This window comes from Actinomadura montaniterrae, assembly GCF_008923365.1.
GTDB lineage: Bacteria > Actinomycetota > Actinomycetes > Streptosporangiales > Streptosporangiaceae > Spirillospora > Spirillospora montaniterrae.
Genome location: NZ_WBMR01000035.1, coordinates 16,143 through 29,476 on the forward strand (window position 1 = coordinate 16,143; position 13,334 = coordinate 29,476).

The 13,334-nt window shown below is 72.7% G+C and carries 16 protein-coding genes; 8 read left to right on the forward strand and 8 right to left on the reverse strand.

The genetic code is table 11. The features are described from left to right. Window positions 1-16: 16 nt before the first annotated feature. Window positions 17-916 (reverse strand): aldo/keto reductase, encoded by a 900-nt coding sequence (locus tag F9B16_RS15115; protein WP_151540695.1) that lies wholly within the window; start codon window positions 914-916, stop codon window positions 17-19. A 63-nt stretch (window positions 917-979) separates the two neighbouring features. Continuing rightward, window positions 980-1,492, reverse strand: coding sequence for a signal peptidase I (gene lepB, locus F9B16_RS15120; RefSeq protein ID WP_151540696.1), 513 nt, complete (start codon window positions 1,490-1,492; stop codon window positions 980-982). Window positions 1,493-1,588: 96 nt separating this feature from the next. On the opposite strand from lepB, the gene F9B16_RS15125 reads away from it, so the two are divergent. Continuing rightward, entirely contained in the window at window positions 1,589-1,930 is a 342-nt protein-coding gene (locus tag F9B16_RS15125) for a hypothetical protein (protein WP_151540697.1), read from the forward strand. Here the strand turns inward: F9B16_RS15125 and F9B16_RS15130 are convergent. The 3 genes from F9B16_RS15130 to F9B16_RS15140 are packed head-to-tail and all read right to left on the reverse strand — an operon-like array spanning window position 1,906 to window position 3,889. Then, the gene (locus F9B16_RS15130; RefSeq protein ID WP_225991643.1) at window positions 1,906-2,574 is read right to left on the reverse strand and encodes a TetR/AcrR family transcriptional regulator; all 669 of its coding nucleotides are present in this window, start codon (window positions 2,572-2,574) and stop codon (window positions 1,906-1,908) included. The two genes, F9B16_RS15125 and F9B16_RS15130, sit on opposite strands and share 25 nt — an antisense overlap. A gap of 19 nt (window positions 2,575-2,593) precedes the next feature. Further along, on the reverse strand, window positions 2,594-3,367 hold the full coding sequence (locus tag F9B16_RS15135; protein WP_151540699.1) for an SDR family NAD(P)-dependent oxidoreductase: 774 nt from the start codon (window positions 3,365-3,367) through the stop codon (window positions 2,594-2,596). Window positions 3,368-3,397: 30 nt separating this feature from the next. Beyond that, window positions 3,398-3,889, reverse strand: coding sequence for a VOC family protein (locus F9B16_RS15140; RefSeq protein ID WP_151540700.1), 492 nt, complete (start codon window positions 3,887-3,889; stop codon window positions 3,398-3,400). 135 nt (window positions 3,890-4,024) lie between these two features. Here F9B16_RS15140 and F9B16_RS15145 point away from each other — a divergent pair, with 135 nt between their 5' ends. Beyond that, window positions 4,025-5,044: a phosphotransferase family protein gene (locus F9B16_RS15145; protein ID WP_225991644.1), complete on the forward strand. Its 1,020-nt coding sequence runs from the start codon at window positions 4,025-4,027 to the stop codon at window positions 5,042-5,044. Then, window positions 5,041-5,808 carry an SDR family oxidoreductase gene (locus F9B16_RS15150; RefSeq protein WP_151540702.1) on the forward strand — a complete coding sequence of 256 codons (768 nt, stop codon included), beginning with the start codon at window positions 5,041-5,043 and terminating at the stop codon, window positions 5,806-5,808. Before F9B16_RS15145 ends, F9B16_RS15150 begins: the two co-directional genes overlap by 4 nt. 138 nt (window positions 5,809-5,946) lie before the next feature. On the opposite strand, the gene F9B16_RS15155 is transcribed toward F9B16_RS15150, so the two are convergent. Continuing rightward, the gene (locus F9B16_RS15155; protein WP_225991648.1) at window positions 5,947-6,222 is read right to left on the reverse strand and encodes a MerR family transcriptional regulator; all 276 of its coding nucleotides are present in this window, start codon (window positions 6,220-6,222) and stop codon (window positions 5,947-5,949) included. Between the two features lie 746 nt (window positions 6,223-6,968). On the opposite strand from F9B16_RS15155, the gene F9B16_RS15160 reads away from it, so the two are divergent. Genes F9B16_RS15160 through F9B16_RS15175 form a run of 4 tightly spaced genes read left to right on the forward strand, consistent with a single transcriptional unit; the run spans window position 6,969 to window position 9,720 of the window. After that, window positions 6,969-7,349 (forward strand): STAS domain-containing protein, encoded by a 381-nt coding sequence (locus F9B16_RS15160; protein WP_192808797.1) that lies wholly within the window; start codon window positions 6,969-6,971, stop codon window positions 7,347-7,349. A gap of 18 nt (window positions 7,350-7,367) precedes the next feature. Continuing rightward, on the forward strand, window positions 7,368-7,961 hold the full coding sequence (locus F9B16_RS15165) for an STAS domain-containing protein (protein ID WP_151540705.1): 594 nt from the start codon (window positions 7,368-7,370) through the stop codon (window positions 7,959-7,961). A 49-nt stretch (window positions 7,962-8,010) separates the two neighbouring features. Then, window positions 8,011-8,964 carry a sigma-70 family RNA polymerase sigma factor gene (locus F9B16_RS15170; RefSeq protein WP_151540706.1) on the forward strand — a complete coding sequence of 318 codons (954 nt, stop codon included), beginning with the start codon at window positions 8,011-8,013 and terminating at the stop codon, window positions 8,962-8,964. Window positions 8,965-8,967: 3 nt separating this feature from the next. Beyond that, a complete protein-coding gene (locus F9B16_RS15175) occupies window positions 8,968-9,720 on the forward strand; it encodes an alpha/beta fold hydrolase (RefSeq protein ID WP_151540707.1) in 753 nt (250 codons plus the stop codon). Window positions 9,721-9,791: 71 nt separating this feature from the next. On the opposite strand, the gene F9B16_RS15180 is transcribed toward F9B16_RS15175, so the two are convergent. Next, window positions 9,792-10,988 carry a lipase family protein gene (locus tag F9B16_RS15180; RefSeq protein WP_151540708.1) on the reverse strand — a complete coding sequence of 399 codons (1,197 nt, stop codon included), beginning with the start codon at window positions 10,986-10,988 and terminating at the stop codon, window positions 9,792-9,794. A 277-nt stretch (window positions 10,989-11,265) separates the two neighbouring features. Continuing rightward, window positions 11,266-11,925, reverse strand: a complete 660-nt coding sequence (locus F9B16_RS15185; RefSeq protein ID WP_151540709.1) for a TetR/AcrR family transcriptional regulator — start codon at window positions 11,923-11,925, stop codon at window positions 11,266-11,268. A gap of 101 nt (window positions 11,926-12,026) precedes the next feature. Here F9B16_RS15185 and F9B16_RS15190 point away from each other — a divergent pair, with 101 nt between their 5' ends. Beyond that, complete coding sequence (locus tag F9B16_RS15190; protein ID WP_225991645.1) at window positions 12,027-13,283, forward strand: acyl-CoA dehydrogenase family protein; 1,257 nt, start codon at window positions 12,027-12,029, stop codon at window positions 13,281-13,283. Window positions 13,284-13,334 lie beyond the last annotated feature (51 nt).

The following is a 13,334-nucleotide window of genomic DNA, read 5'->3' on the forward strand; positions in this document are numbered from 1 at the left end:
CACCCACGCCGCCTGATCAGGCCGGGGTGAGGGTGGCGAGGTCTTGGTCGGTGAGGCGGATGGCGGCGGCGGCGACGTTCTGGTCCAGGTGGGCGAGGTCGCCGGTGCCGGGGATCGCCAGGACGTGCGGGCCCTGATGCAGCGTCCAGGCCAGGCGGATCTGCGCGGGGGAGGCCCCGTGTGCGCGCGCGACGGCGTTGATGGCCGGGTCGTCGTCGCCGGACCGGCCCTCCTCCTCGCGGGTGCCCGCCAGCGAGTAGAACGGGACGAACGCGACGCCCTGCTCGCCGCACAGACGCAGCATCCGCTCCTGCTCGGGGAAGGCGCCGAAGCCGTACGGGTTCTGGACGCACGCGACCGGCGCGATGGCCTGCGCCTCCGCCAGATGCTCCGGGCCGACGTTCGACAGTCCGAGATGCCGGATCAGTCCGGCCTTGCGCAGCTCGGCGAGCGCGCCGAACCGCTCGGCGAACTCGCCGTGCCTTCGCAGGACGCGCAGGTTGACGAGGTCCAGATGGTCGCGGCCGAGCTGGCGGAGGTTCTCCTCGACCTGGCCGCGCAGCGCGTCCGGGGTCATCGCGTGCGGCGCCCACCGGCCGGACGCGTCCCGCGCCGGTCCGACCTTGGTCGCGATCACCAGGTCGTCCGGGTAGGGCGCCAGCGCGGTGTTGATCAGCTCGTTCGCCGACCGCAGCGGCGAGAAGTAGAAGGCGGCGGTGTCGATGTGGTTCACGCCGAGCTCGACCGCGCGCCGCAGCACCGCGACCGCCTGCCCGCGGTCGCGGGGCACCGCGTCCGGGATCAGGGCCGTGCCGGTCTGCGGCAGGCGCATCGCGCCGAAGCCGATCCGGTTGACCACCAGGTCGCCGAGCCGCCAGGTGCCCGCCGCCGCCGCATCGATCATGTTCGAGACCATGCCGCGATGATCACGTCCGGCCGGGGGCGGGCGCCACTGATTCACCCTGGTGCGAAACGTGGGTCACTTGAGAACGGCCACGCCGATGACGGCGGTCGCCGGCACGGTGCCGTTGCCGCCGTCGCCGAGATGGACGCGGGAGTCCGCTGACGACCCGCGGTTGTCGCCCATCAGCCAGAGCCGGCCCGCCGGTACGGAAACCGGCCCGAAAGGCGTTTCGCGGGCGTCCGGCGCGAGGTACGGCTCCGAAATCGGAGTGCCGTTCAGAACGACCCGCCCATCGCCGGAGCAGCAGGCGATCCGGTCGCCCGGAATCGCCACGACCCGCTTGACCTGCGCCGTGTCGCGCCCGTTCAGCCAGGACGGCATCGTGAACACGACGACGTCACCGCGCTTCGGCCGGTAGTCCCCGCGGTCGACGGGACGCGCGTCGAACGTCCGGCCCGCATGGATGGTCGGCTCCATCGCCACGCTGGGATCGGTGTACCGGTGGTATCCGCGCACGGCCGAATTCGCCGCACCGCATCCCGCCACCAGCCAGGGGACCGCCACCAAGACGATCAGCCGCTTTCGCATGGCGGCCAATGGTACTTTCCGCGCCGCTCTTCGCGGTCCGATACGCCCGGAAAGCCACAGCGCCGCGCCGCTCTCGCCGCGCTTAGGATCGAGGACATGGTGCCTGATGATCCCGCTCTGGCCGGTGCTCCGTCCGGTGGGCGGGTCACGTCACGGCTCATCGTTGGTCTGACCGCTTGGTGGCTGGCCTTCCCTATCGCGTTCTGGGCGGGCTCGGTGCTCTTCGACAACGATGTCTATGTCGATTCTTTCCGGGATTGGGTCGGCAGGGTTCTGTTGATCCTGGCGATCGGCGGTGCGCTGCTCTCGCCGATCGCCGGAATCGCGGTGTCGCTGGTCGGGCGGCGACGCGGTGCGTGCGCGCAGTTCGCCATGATGGCGGCGCTGTCCTTCGGCGGGTTCTTCTATCTCCTCTATGCCTTGCTGACCGCGGACTGAGCATGGGGAGGCGTGAGCGCGCGGAGGCAGAAGGCCGTGATGCGCTCGGTGTCGTGGTCCGTGGGCTGGGTCTCGCTCCACACGTAGCTTCCGAGCTTGCCGAAGGCCGTATAGGCGGCCAGCGACGCGTCGAAGGCGGGATCGGCGCTGCCGAGTTCGCGCAACGGTTCGCGTAGCAGTTCGGCGAGACGGTCGCTCGGAACCGGCGGCGCGGAGCCGATGATTTCGCTCACCGCGCCCGCGTTCCACAGCACCGCCCGCGTGGTCGCGGCGCTCTCCGCGTAAGCCTGGGAGAGCACGCTCCGGACCCACCGGTATACCTTTCCCTCCGGCGTCGGCTCCTTTCCCATCTGATGCGCGACATAGCTGTAAAGGCGCTCGGTTCCGTCTTCGAGAAGGGCCGCGACCAGCGCGTCCTTCGAGGGGAAGTGCCGGTAGAACGCGTCGTTCGACAATCCGGCCGCGGTCACGATGTCGGCCACGCGCGGACGCGACGTCGTGCCGCGCCGCTTCATCACGCCGAGGGCCGCGTCCAGCAGGCGCCGCACCTCGTCGGCGTAGCCGGCGCCGCGCTTGGCGAGGGAACGCTGCGCGATCCGGCTCGCGACGTCGCCCACCTGGCCGGACGCCGGATTCTCGTTCACGCGATCACCCCGCCGCGGGTCAGACGGGGCCGAGGCCATCGACCCTGAGCAGGGAGCCCGTCGTGTACGAAGAGGCGTCGCTGGCGTAGTACAGCGCCGCGGTGACGATCTCGTTCGCGTAGCCGAAGCGCCGTAGGAGCTGGCCGGGCTCGTCGCGGCCCGGGACGGCCCATTCCTTGGAGATGTCGGTGTAGAACCCGCCGGGCGAGATCACGTTGAAGCGCACCTTGGGCGCGAACTCCTGCGCGAAGGCGACGCTGATCGCGTTGAGCGCGGCCTTCGATCCGGCGTACGGGCCGAAGGTCGGCGACGGCCGCAGCGCGCCGGTACTGGAGACGCTGATGACCGAGCCGCCGTCCGCCGCCGCCATCCGCTCGGCGACGACCGCCGACAGCCGGAACGGCCCCTTGAAGTTGACCGCGACGACCTTGTCGAACAGCTCCTCGCTCGTCTGCGCCGACGACGGCGCCAGCGGCGACATTCCCGCGTTGTTGACCAGGACGTCGATCCGCCCGAAATGCTCGTAGGAGCGCTCCGCGAGCGCGTCCAGCTCGTCCCAGTGCCCGACGTGGCAGGCGATCGGCAGCGCCCTGCGGCCAAGCGCCTCCACTTCCCGCGCCACCGCCGCGCAGGCGTCGAGCTTCCGGCTGGCGATCACCACGTCCGCGCCGGCGGCGGCGTAGCCGAGCACGATCGCGCGGCCCAGCCCGCGGCTGCCGCCCGTGACGAGCGCGACCTTTCCCGACAGGTCGAACAGTTCGGCCGGGGTGCGCACCTCATGTGGTTCGGTCATCACACATCCTTTCCGTCCCGCCCGCAGGGGTCACGGACGGTCGGTCTCCGCCGTCCGCTGGGCCGGGGCCGTCCGCTGGGCCGGGGACGCCCAGCACTGCTCCAGGCCGGCGCGCGCGGCCGTGCTGACCAGCTCGATGCGGAACCCCGTCGCGCTGCGCTGGAACGTGAAGAACGGCCGCCCGTCGGGGCCGTTCCTGCCGGCCTCGAGCACGTAGCCGTTGCCCGCCAGCTCCGCGGTGTCCGCGGCCACGTCGTCGGACCAGAAACCGACGTGATGGATGCCGCCGGGGGCGGGTTCCCACAGCGTCCCCGGGATGGACCGGACGAGTTCGAGCCGCGGCACGGACGTCGAGAAGGCGCAGCGCAGGTCGAGCACGGCGTCCCCGGACGGCAGCCGCACGGTGGTCGGACCGCCGACCTCCGGGCCCCATTCGTAGCCGAACACCGAGGTCAGCGCGTCCATCGTCGCGGCGAGGCCGGCGGTGACGATGCCGAGGTGGAACTGGTCGCCGAGCTGCACGGGTGCCCACCGTCCAAGATCAGAATAGTATTCTCCATTGCAAGAATGATATTCTCACTGCCGAGGGGAGGGCGCAATGGGACGGAACCCGGGACGCGCGCCCGCCGGCCGCACCGACGCCGAGGTGGAGCACCAGTGATCGACTTCGAACGGCTCGCCGCCTGGATGGACGACGCCGGGCTGCCCGGCAAGGGCGCCCCGGTCGAGCACCGGCTGCTGTCCGGCGGCACGCAGAACGAGATCCACGAGGTCGTCCGGGGCGGCGAGCGCTGCGTCATCCGGATCCCGCCGCCGGAGGCGCCCCCGGACCGGGACAAGGGCATCCTGCGGGAATGGCGCATCGTCGAGGCGCTGGACGGCACCGACGTCCCGCACACCAGGGCGATCGCGGTGTGCGAGGACGCCTCCGTGCTCGGCCGCCCCTTCTACCTCATGGGCTTCATCGACGGCTGGTCGCCCATGGGCCGGACGAGCTGGCCCGCCCCGTTCGACACCGACCTGGAGGCCCGCGCCGGCCTCGGCTACCAGCTCGCCGAGGGCATCGCGCTGCTGTCCCGGGTCGACTGGAAGGCGAAGGGCCTGCACGACCTCGGTCGCCCCGACGGCTTCCACGAGCGCCAGGTCGACCGCTGGACGCGCTTCCTCGACCGGATCAAGGGCCGCGAGCTGCCCGGCTTCGACGTCGCCGCGGCGTGGCTGCGCGCCCACCGCCCCCTCGACTACGTCCCCGGCATCATGCACGGCGACTACCAGTTCGCCAACGTGATGTTCCGAGACGGCGCGCCCGCTCGGCTGGCGGCCATCGTCGACTGGGAGATGGGCACCATCGGCGACCCCAAGCTCGACCTGGCCTGGATGATCCAGAGCTGGCCGGAGGACACCGGCGCCCCCGAGGCGTCCGAGGCCAGCTACGTCGACCTGCGCGGGATGCCGTCGCGCGACCGGCTCCTCGCGCACTACGCCGAGGTCTCCGGCCGCCAGGTCGACGACATCGACTACTACCTCGTCCTCGCCAAATGGAAGCTGGGCGTGGTGCTGGAGCAGGGCTACCAGCGCGCGGGCGACGACGAGAAGCTGCTCGCGTTCGGTCCCATCGTGCTCGACCTGATGAATGACGCCGCCGACCTGGCCGAGTCGAGCGGATACACCTCATGAGCGCCGACCCCGGCCCGACCGACCCCGGCCCGACCGACCCCGGCCCGACCGGCGGCCTCGGCCGGACTGCCGTCGTCACCGGTGCCGCTGGCGGCATCGGCGAGGCGGCGGCCCGGCGGCTCGCGGCGTCCGGGACGCGCTGCGTCCTGGTGGACCGCAACCCCCAGGTCGAACGCGTCGCCGCGGCCCTCGGCGGGGACGCGGTGGTCGGCGACCTGACCGCCCCCGAGACCTCGCAGCGAGCCGTCGCGGCCGCGGGCGACCGGCTGGACGTGCTCGTCCTCAACGCGGGCACCAACTCCGTAGACAAGGACCCGGCCACCCTGGACCTCGGCCGGTACCAGGCGGTCGTCGGCGTCAACCAGCACTCCGTCGTCTACGGGCTGCGCGCCGCGCTCCCGGTCATGCGCCGGAACGGCGGCGGGGCCATCGTGGTCACCGCCTCGCTCGCCGCGCTCCAGGGCGTCGAGCAGGACCCGATCTACACCATGACCAAGCACGCCGTCATCGGCCTGGTCCGCGCCCTGTCCGGCCCGCTGTCGCGGGAGGGGATCCGCCTCGGCGCCGTCTGCCCCGGCCTCGTCGACACCCCGCTCACCGCCGGGGCCCGCGACCGCTTCCACGCCGCGGGCATCCCCGTGCTCGCGGCGGACGAGGTCGCCGCGGCCATCGAGCAGATCCTGCGCGCCGGCGAGCCCGGCACCGAACTGGTCGTCCGCCCCGGCCTGCCCACCGCGCACTACGCTCCGGCCCCTCTCCCATAATCGTCCGCGGCGGTTCCGCCGTCTCGGGCCGCGCCGGCGAGGCGGCTCTGCTGCACGGCGGGGCCGAGTTCGACCTGGAGCTCGTCGAGTCGACCGTGCTCGGCGGCCGTACGCAGAAGCTCGTCTACGCGGGGCGTGCTACTCGGGGTTCTGCCGGGGGGCGCGCTCCTGCCGCAGCCGGGCGTTGATGCGCTGGGCTTCGGCGAGCTGGTCTTCGAGGATGATGATGCGGCAGGCCGCGTCCAGGGCGGTGCCCTGGTCCACCAGGTCGCGCGCGCGCTGCGCCACGCGCAGCTGGTAGCGGGAGTAGCGGCGGTGCCCGCCGGCGGAACGCTGCGGGACGATCAGCCGGGCGGTGTCCAGGCTGCGGAGGAACGCCGGGGTGACGCCCAGCATCTCGGCCGCGCGGCCCATGCTGTAGGCGGGGTAGTCCTCGTCGTCCAACTTGTCCTGGAGCCCGCCCGCGTCCTGCGGGTCGGGCCCGTCCTGCGGGTCGTGCCGGTCCTGCTGGTCGCCGGCCCGGGCCGGCTCGGGTGCTTTCATGAACCTTCCGTACTGCCTCGGAGGGCAGCGACGACAACAGGGGCCCCGGCGCCAGACTGCGGCGCCGGGGCCCAGAGGTACAACACCATCTACCGGCTCTGACGAACCGGCCTTCCGCGCCGGCCGCCCAGACGAGGGCGGGGACGCGGGGATCGCGTATGCGTGACCGTAGACCACCGTCCAATCCGTGGAGCTGCGGTACCCGCGCGGCGTGACTGGAGCCTGCTGCGGGCGATCCCGATGGCGTCGAACCCTCCTTTCCTCGACATCACTACCTGTACTGCGTGACTACCTGTACTGCGTGTTTCCCTGTGTTGCTCCCGGCGGCCCCTCGGACCGCCGGTCCCGGCCGGCGCCGGAGCCCCTTGCACTGCGCTGGCCCCGGCTCGTCCCGACCGGTCTTCATCCATCCGTCCGGCAGCTCGTCCGCTGCCGCTTCTCATGGACTCATCTGTTCTCGATAGCAGGAACACTACCCGGTGTCGCCTCGAAAATCTACCCCGATCACTACAGGGTTTCGTAGATCACACTTGGCGCTTCTCTCCATAGATCGCGAGTGCTCCGGCTACGGGCGGGTACACAGCCGGTCAACATGGAGGTGAGACGGGATGACGCAGATGGCCGCTTCCCTCGAGGAGGCACCCCAAGGCCGGTTGCGAATCCATACCGAGTACGCCGCGTCCTGCGCGGTCCTGCACGTGCACGGCGAGATCGACGTGCTGACCGCCGACGTGCTGCGCGAACGGGCCGCCTCGGCGGCGGCGCCGCTCGCCCGGCCGCGGCTCGTCCTCGACCTGGACGGGGTGAGCTTCTGCGACTCCTCCGGCCTGAACGCCCTGATCACCGTATGGAAGGCGGCCCGCTCCCGGCGCGGAGACATGGTCGTGGCCAGGCCGCCCGAGGTGTGCCGCAGGATCCTGGCCCGCACCGGCCTGGACCAGCACATCGGCGTCAGCCCCACCGTCGCCCACGCCCTGCGGCGCATCGCCTCGCGCTGACCTCGGGGGGTGCGAGCCATGGGCTTGATAGTGGAAAGCCGTTTCCAGCCGGCGAACTCCGGCCTGGCCGTCGTCACCCTGGCCGGGGAGCTGGACGTCGCCTCCGCGGCCGAGTTGCGCGGTCACCTGGCCGCCCTGATCGGTGACGGCGCCGACCACCTCATCCTGGACTTCTCCGACGTCGGGTTCGTCGACTCGAACGGTCTCAGCGTGCTGGCCGGCGTCCACCGCCTCCTGCGACCGTCGCGGGAGGCGGGACCGGACGACCGAGGCGGCCGGGCGAGCGCCGGCGACCAGGCGCGAGCCGGCGGCCAGGCGAGCGCCAGCGGTCAGGGCCGGGCCGACGGCCAGGCGCGGGCCGACGGTCAGACGCGGGCCGACGGCCAGGCTCGGGCCGGCGGTCAGGCGCGGGCGGACGGCCAGGGCCGGCGGGCCGGCACGCTCGCCGTCGCGGCGGTGAACCAGCACGTCCGGCACGTCCTGCGGAACACCGGCTTCACCCGGATCATCCCGATCTACCCCTCGGTGGAAACGGCGATCGTGGTCCATCAGGCGGGCCGCGCCGGGCCGCCGGAGAAGGGCGGAACCGCTCCGGCCGGGGCCGGTCCCTGACCGCGGCCGGTGCGGCACCTCGCGCGGAGGGCGCGGCTAGGGTGGCCGGATGGGGTTCGAGGACCGGCTGGAGGCGCACCGGGTCGAGCTGACCGCCCACTGCTACCGGATGCTCGCCTCCGCCGCCGAGGCCGAGGACGCCGTCCAGGAGACGTTCGTCCGGGCCTGGAAGAACGCCGGCCGGTTCGACGAGGGCCGGGCCGCCCTGCGCACCTGGCTGTACCGGATCGCCACGAACGTGTGCCTCGACATGGCCCGCGCCGTCCAGCGGCGGGCGCTCGCGATGGACCTCGGCCCGGCGTCCACCGGGGGCGCCCTCGGCGCGCCGCTGGACCCCGGCGCGTTCGTGTGGCCCGTCCCCGACCGGCTCGTGCTGCCGTCCGGCGGCGACCCGGCCGCCCCGGCGGACCCGGCGGACCTCGCCGTCCAGCGCGAAACGGTCAGGCTCGCGTTCGTCGCCGCGCTGCAGGCCCTGCCGCCGCGCCAGCGGGCCGTCCTCATCCTGCGCGAGGTGCTCGCCTGGTCGGCGGACGAGACCGCCGCGCTGCTCGGCAGCAGCCCGGCGGCGGTCAACAGCGCCCTGCAGCGCGCCCGCGCGACGATGTCCGACCGCCGCGCGGCGAGCGCGAGCGGCGAGATCGACGAGGACCTCCTCGACCGGTACGTCGAGGCGTTCACGTCCTACGACGTCGACGGCCTGGTGGCGCTGCTGCACCGGGACGCCACCATGTCGATGCCGCCGTTCGCCTGGTGGCTCGGCGGCCGGGAGGCGATCCGCGCCGCGCTGCTCGGCGCCGGCGGGGCGTGCGCCGACGACCGGCTCGTCCGCACGGCGGCCAACGGCTCGCCCGCCGTCGCGCAGTACCGGGACGGGCGGGCGTTCGGCCTGGTCGTCATCGAACCCCGGGACGGGCTGATCGGCGCCCTGACCACCTTTCTCGACCCCTCGCTGTTCCCGCTGTTCGGCCTGCCGATGACTCCGGAGCCGCCGTCCCGTATGTAGTGCATGACCGACATCGTTCACATGTGGCATGACGAGCGCGGCGCGGGCGACCCGGTGGTGCTGCTGCACGGCGGGATGACCGACGGCCGCTGCTTCACCGGCAACCTCGACGGCCTCGCCGACGCCTTCCGCGTCTACCTGCCCGACCGGCGCGGCCACGGCCGCACCCCCGACGCCCCCGGCCCGATCACCATCGACGCCATGGCGCGCGACACCGCCGCGTTCCTGGACCGGGTGGTCGGCGGCCCGGCCCGCCTGGTCGGCTACAGCGCCGGCGGCAGCGTGGCGCTGCGCACCGCGATGCTCCGCCCCGACCTGGTCGAACGCCTCGTCCTGATCAGCACGGCCTACGACCTCGACGGAATGATCTTCAAGCCGTCGGCGGAGGGGCCGCTGCCCGCCCCGATCGTCGACGCCTACGCCGAGGTGTCCCCGGACGGCCGCGACCACTTCCCGGTCGTCGTCCGCAAGATCGCGGACGCGGCCGCGACCGAGCCGGCCCCGGACCCGTCCGACCTGCGCGCGGTGACGGCCCGCACCCTTGTCCTCGCCGGGGACGACGACCTCGTCACGCTCGACCACACGGTGGCGCTCTACCGGGCGCTGCCCACCGCCGAACTCGCCGTCCTGCCGAACGCCAGCCACCTGCTGCTGATGGAGCACCCCGAGACGGTGCGCGCGGTGGTCCGGACGTTCCTGACCACCGACGCCGCCCCGACGTACATGCCCATCTCCCGCGCCGCCGTCCACACCTAGCGCCGCGACCGCGAGCGCCGCCGCTGACCGGCCGGTGACCGGTCAGCGGCGGTTCGGGCGTACCGGGACGGTCAGCCGCAGTTGCCCTGCGCGGGCTGCCCCGCGATGCGGGCGGCGAGCCAGTCGAGGGCGGGGGTCCCGCCGGCGACGGCCGCAGCGGCATGGTTCGCCAGCGGGACGGGCTGCCACTGGACGACGTTGCCGCGCGAGCACCAGTCCGAGCGCAGCTGCTCGACGAGACCGTAGGAGACGATCTCGTCGGCGGTGCCGTGGTACAGGTACACCGGGTAGCCGGGCGCGCGGGTGCCGAGCCGGTCGGCGGCCAGGCGCTCCTGCCAGTCGGGAGATGCGAGCGGGTCGCGCACGGTCAGCTCGTCGAGGGACTTGCCGAAGGTGGCGAGGGCGTTGTCGAGGACGCAGCCGCCGCGCAGCTCGGCGACGACGGCGCGGCCTTCGTCGTTGAGGTAGCCGTCGAGGCCGAGTCCGGGGTACGCGGCGTCGTGGCCGATGGCGACCATCAGCTCCAGGCCGGCGACGCCTCCGCCGCCGGCCGCGCCCTTGAGCTCGTCGGCGGGGACGCCGCCGCTCGCGATGCCCTTGATGCGCAGGTCGGGAGCGTAGGTGCGGGCGAGCTCGGCGGCCCACGCGCCGGCGTGCCCGCCCTGGGAGTAGCCCATGACGGCGACGGGGGAGTCCGCGGTGACGCCCGCGTGCCGCGCCTCGGGCAGCCGCTGCGCGGCGCGGGCGGCGTCCAGCACCGCGGTGCCCTCGGGCCGGCCGACGAGGTAGGTGTGGTCGCCGGGGGTGCCGAGGCCCTGGTAGTCGGTGACGGCGACGGCCCAGCCGCGCTGGAGGGCGGCGTTGATCTGCCCGGCCTCGATGCTGGTGCCCTTGGGGAAGTTGACGGAGGGCGCGCACTGGTCGCCCATGCCCACCGTCCCGACGGCGTAGGTGAGCAGCGGGCGGGTGCCGGTACGGCCGTCGTCCGGGACGATGACGGTCCCGGAGACCTCGTCGGGCTTCCCGTTGACGTCCGTGGAGCGGTAGAGGACCTTCCACGCGTTGGTGAGCGTCGGGATGCCGGGCGGCAGGCGGAACGATGAGGGCTCCGCGCTGATCAGGTCCCCCGGCCGTGCGGCGGGCGCGGACTGCTGCCGGGCCTGTGCGGTGCCCGGGACGGCGAGGCCGGGGGCGGCCGCGGCGATGACGGCGGCGGCCGCCACTGCCAGCCGTCGCCAGGGGGTGGGTTTCCTGCCCGATTGGCGCATGTCTCTCCTTGGGGTGGGCCCGAGCAGCCCATGGCACGACGGCGGGGCGTCCGGGCTGCGGGGTGGGCGGTGGCCGTGAGGCCGCCCGGTGCGGCGCGCCGGGTGCCGTCATGAAACAGCGCCGGGCGGGGCGGGACAATACTTGAATTCGAACTCAAGTCCATGTACCCGCGGGCGCGGATCTACGCGTTACGGGCACGGGTTCCAGGTGGTGTGGGCGCGGGCCCGGGCCCGGGCGGGGGTCGTGGACGTCAGGCGTGGACGTCAGGCGTGGACGTCAGGCGGCGGGGTCCAGGCGCAGCGCGTTGACCCACAGCGTGTTCAGCGTCTCCACCAGCTCGTCGAAGGCGATGGGCAGCCCGGCGACGAAGACCATGTACGCCATCCGGCTGACCATGGCCGACAGGGCGTACGCGGTGACGAGGGGGTCGATGGACGCGTCGGCCTGCCCGCGCTCCTGGAGCTCCTGGATCATCTTGGCGTTGCGCTCGGCGAAGGCGGTGCCGCGTTCGAGGCGGAGCCGGTGGAAGTTCTCGTTGATCTGGGCGACCTGCTCGAACAGCGCCATGAGGCGGGCGTTGCGCCGGTACATCTCCAGGTACTCGCGGTTGGCGGCCTCGATGACGCCGCGCGGGTCGCTGACGCCGGTCCGTTCGCGCAGGTGGGGGTGGAGCATCTCCTCCTGCACCATCTCCACCAGCGCGGCGAAGATCTCTTCCTTGTCGTTGAAGTAGGTGTAGAAGGACCCGGCCGCGGCGCCGGCGGCCTTGGAGATGTCGGTGATGCGGGCGTCGAGGTAGCCGTCGCGCTCGAACACCTCCCGCGCGGCCTGGATCAGTGCGTTCCTGGTCCGTACGCCGCGCTTGCTGCGCGGCGTGGTCCGGGCCTGCCGCTCGCCGCCGGTCCTGCGTCCGGGATCGGTCTCTTCGGGAACCACTGCCGGTCTTCGCCTCTGTCCGGTCGCGCACTCGTCGGTCGAAGGCTAGCAGCGCCGCCGTGCCGGACCGCACTTGAACTTGAAGGCAGATTCAAGTAGACATGGCGGCACGTCACCTGGAGGGGAGCCCCGCCGTGGAGCCGTTCGACTTCTCCGACCGCACGAAGCGGTACCGCGCCGACCTGCTGGAGTTCATGGACGAGCACGTCTACTCGGCGGAGGCCGTGTACGAGGAGCAGATGCGCGCGGCGGGGGACCCGCACCACCAGCCGCGGATCGTCGAGGACCTGAAGGCCGAGGCGCGCCGGCGCGGCCTGTGGAACCTGTTCCACCCGCACCCGGAGTGGGGCCCCGGCCTGACCAACCTGGAGTACGCGCCGCTGGCGGAGATCATGGGCCGCAGCGCCCACCTGGCGCCGGAGGCCACCAACTGCGCCGCGCCCGACACCGGGAACATGGAGGTGCTCACGCTGTTCGGCAGCGACGAGCACAAGGAGAAATACCTCAGGCCGCTGCTGGACGGGACGATCCGCTCGGCGTTCGCGATGACCGAGCCCGGCGTCGCCAGCTCCGACGCGACCAACATCGAGCTGCGGATGGAGCGCGACGGCGACCACTACGTCCTCAACGGCCGCAAATGGTTCGCGTCCAACGCCATGCACAAGAACTGCCGGGTGCTCATCGTCATGGGCAAGACCGACCCGGACGCCCCGCCGCACCGGCAGCAGTCGATGATGGTCGTCCCGATCGACGCGCCGGGGATCACGATCGTCCGCAGCCTGCCGGTGTTCGGGTACATGGACCGCGAAGGCCACGCCGAGATCCTGTTCCAGGACGTGCGGGTGCCGGCGAGCGACGTCCTGAAGGGCGAGGGCGAGGGCTTCGCGATCAGCCAGGCGCGGCTCGGCCCCGGCCGGATCCACCACTGCATGCGCGCGATCGGCGTCGCCGAGCGCGCCCTGGAGCTGATGTGCCGCCGGGCGGACGAGCGGGTCGCGTTCGGGCACCGGCTCAGCGACAGCGCCAACATCCGCGACTGGATCGCCGAGGCCCGCATCGACATCGAGCGGACCCGGCTGCTCACGTTGAAGGCCGCCTGGATGATGGACACCGCCGGGAACAAGGCCGCCCGCACCGAGATCGCCGCGATCAAGGTCGCCGCGCCGGACATGGCGCTGAAGATCGTCGACCGGGCCATCCAGGTGCACGGCGGAGGCGGCGTCACCGACGACTTCCCGCTCGCCAACGCCTGGGCGCAGCTGCGCACCCTCCGCCTCGCCGACGGGCCCGACGAGGTCCACAAGCGCGCCATCGCCCTTCAGGAACTGCGCAAGCACCGCACCCCTGCCGGTGCCTGACACGGGGAAGGCTCCCCCTCGACCCCCTCGACCCTCGCGATCGGCGACGAG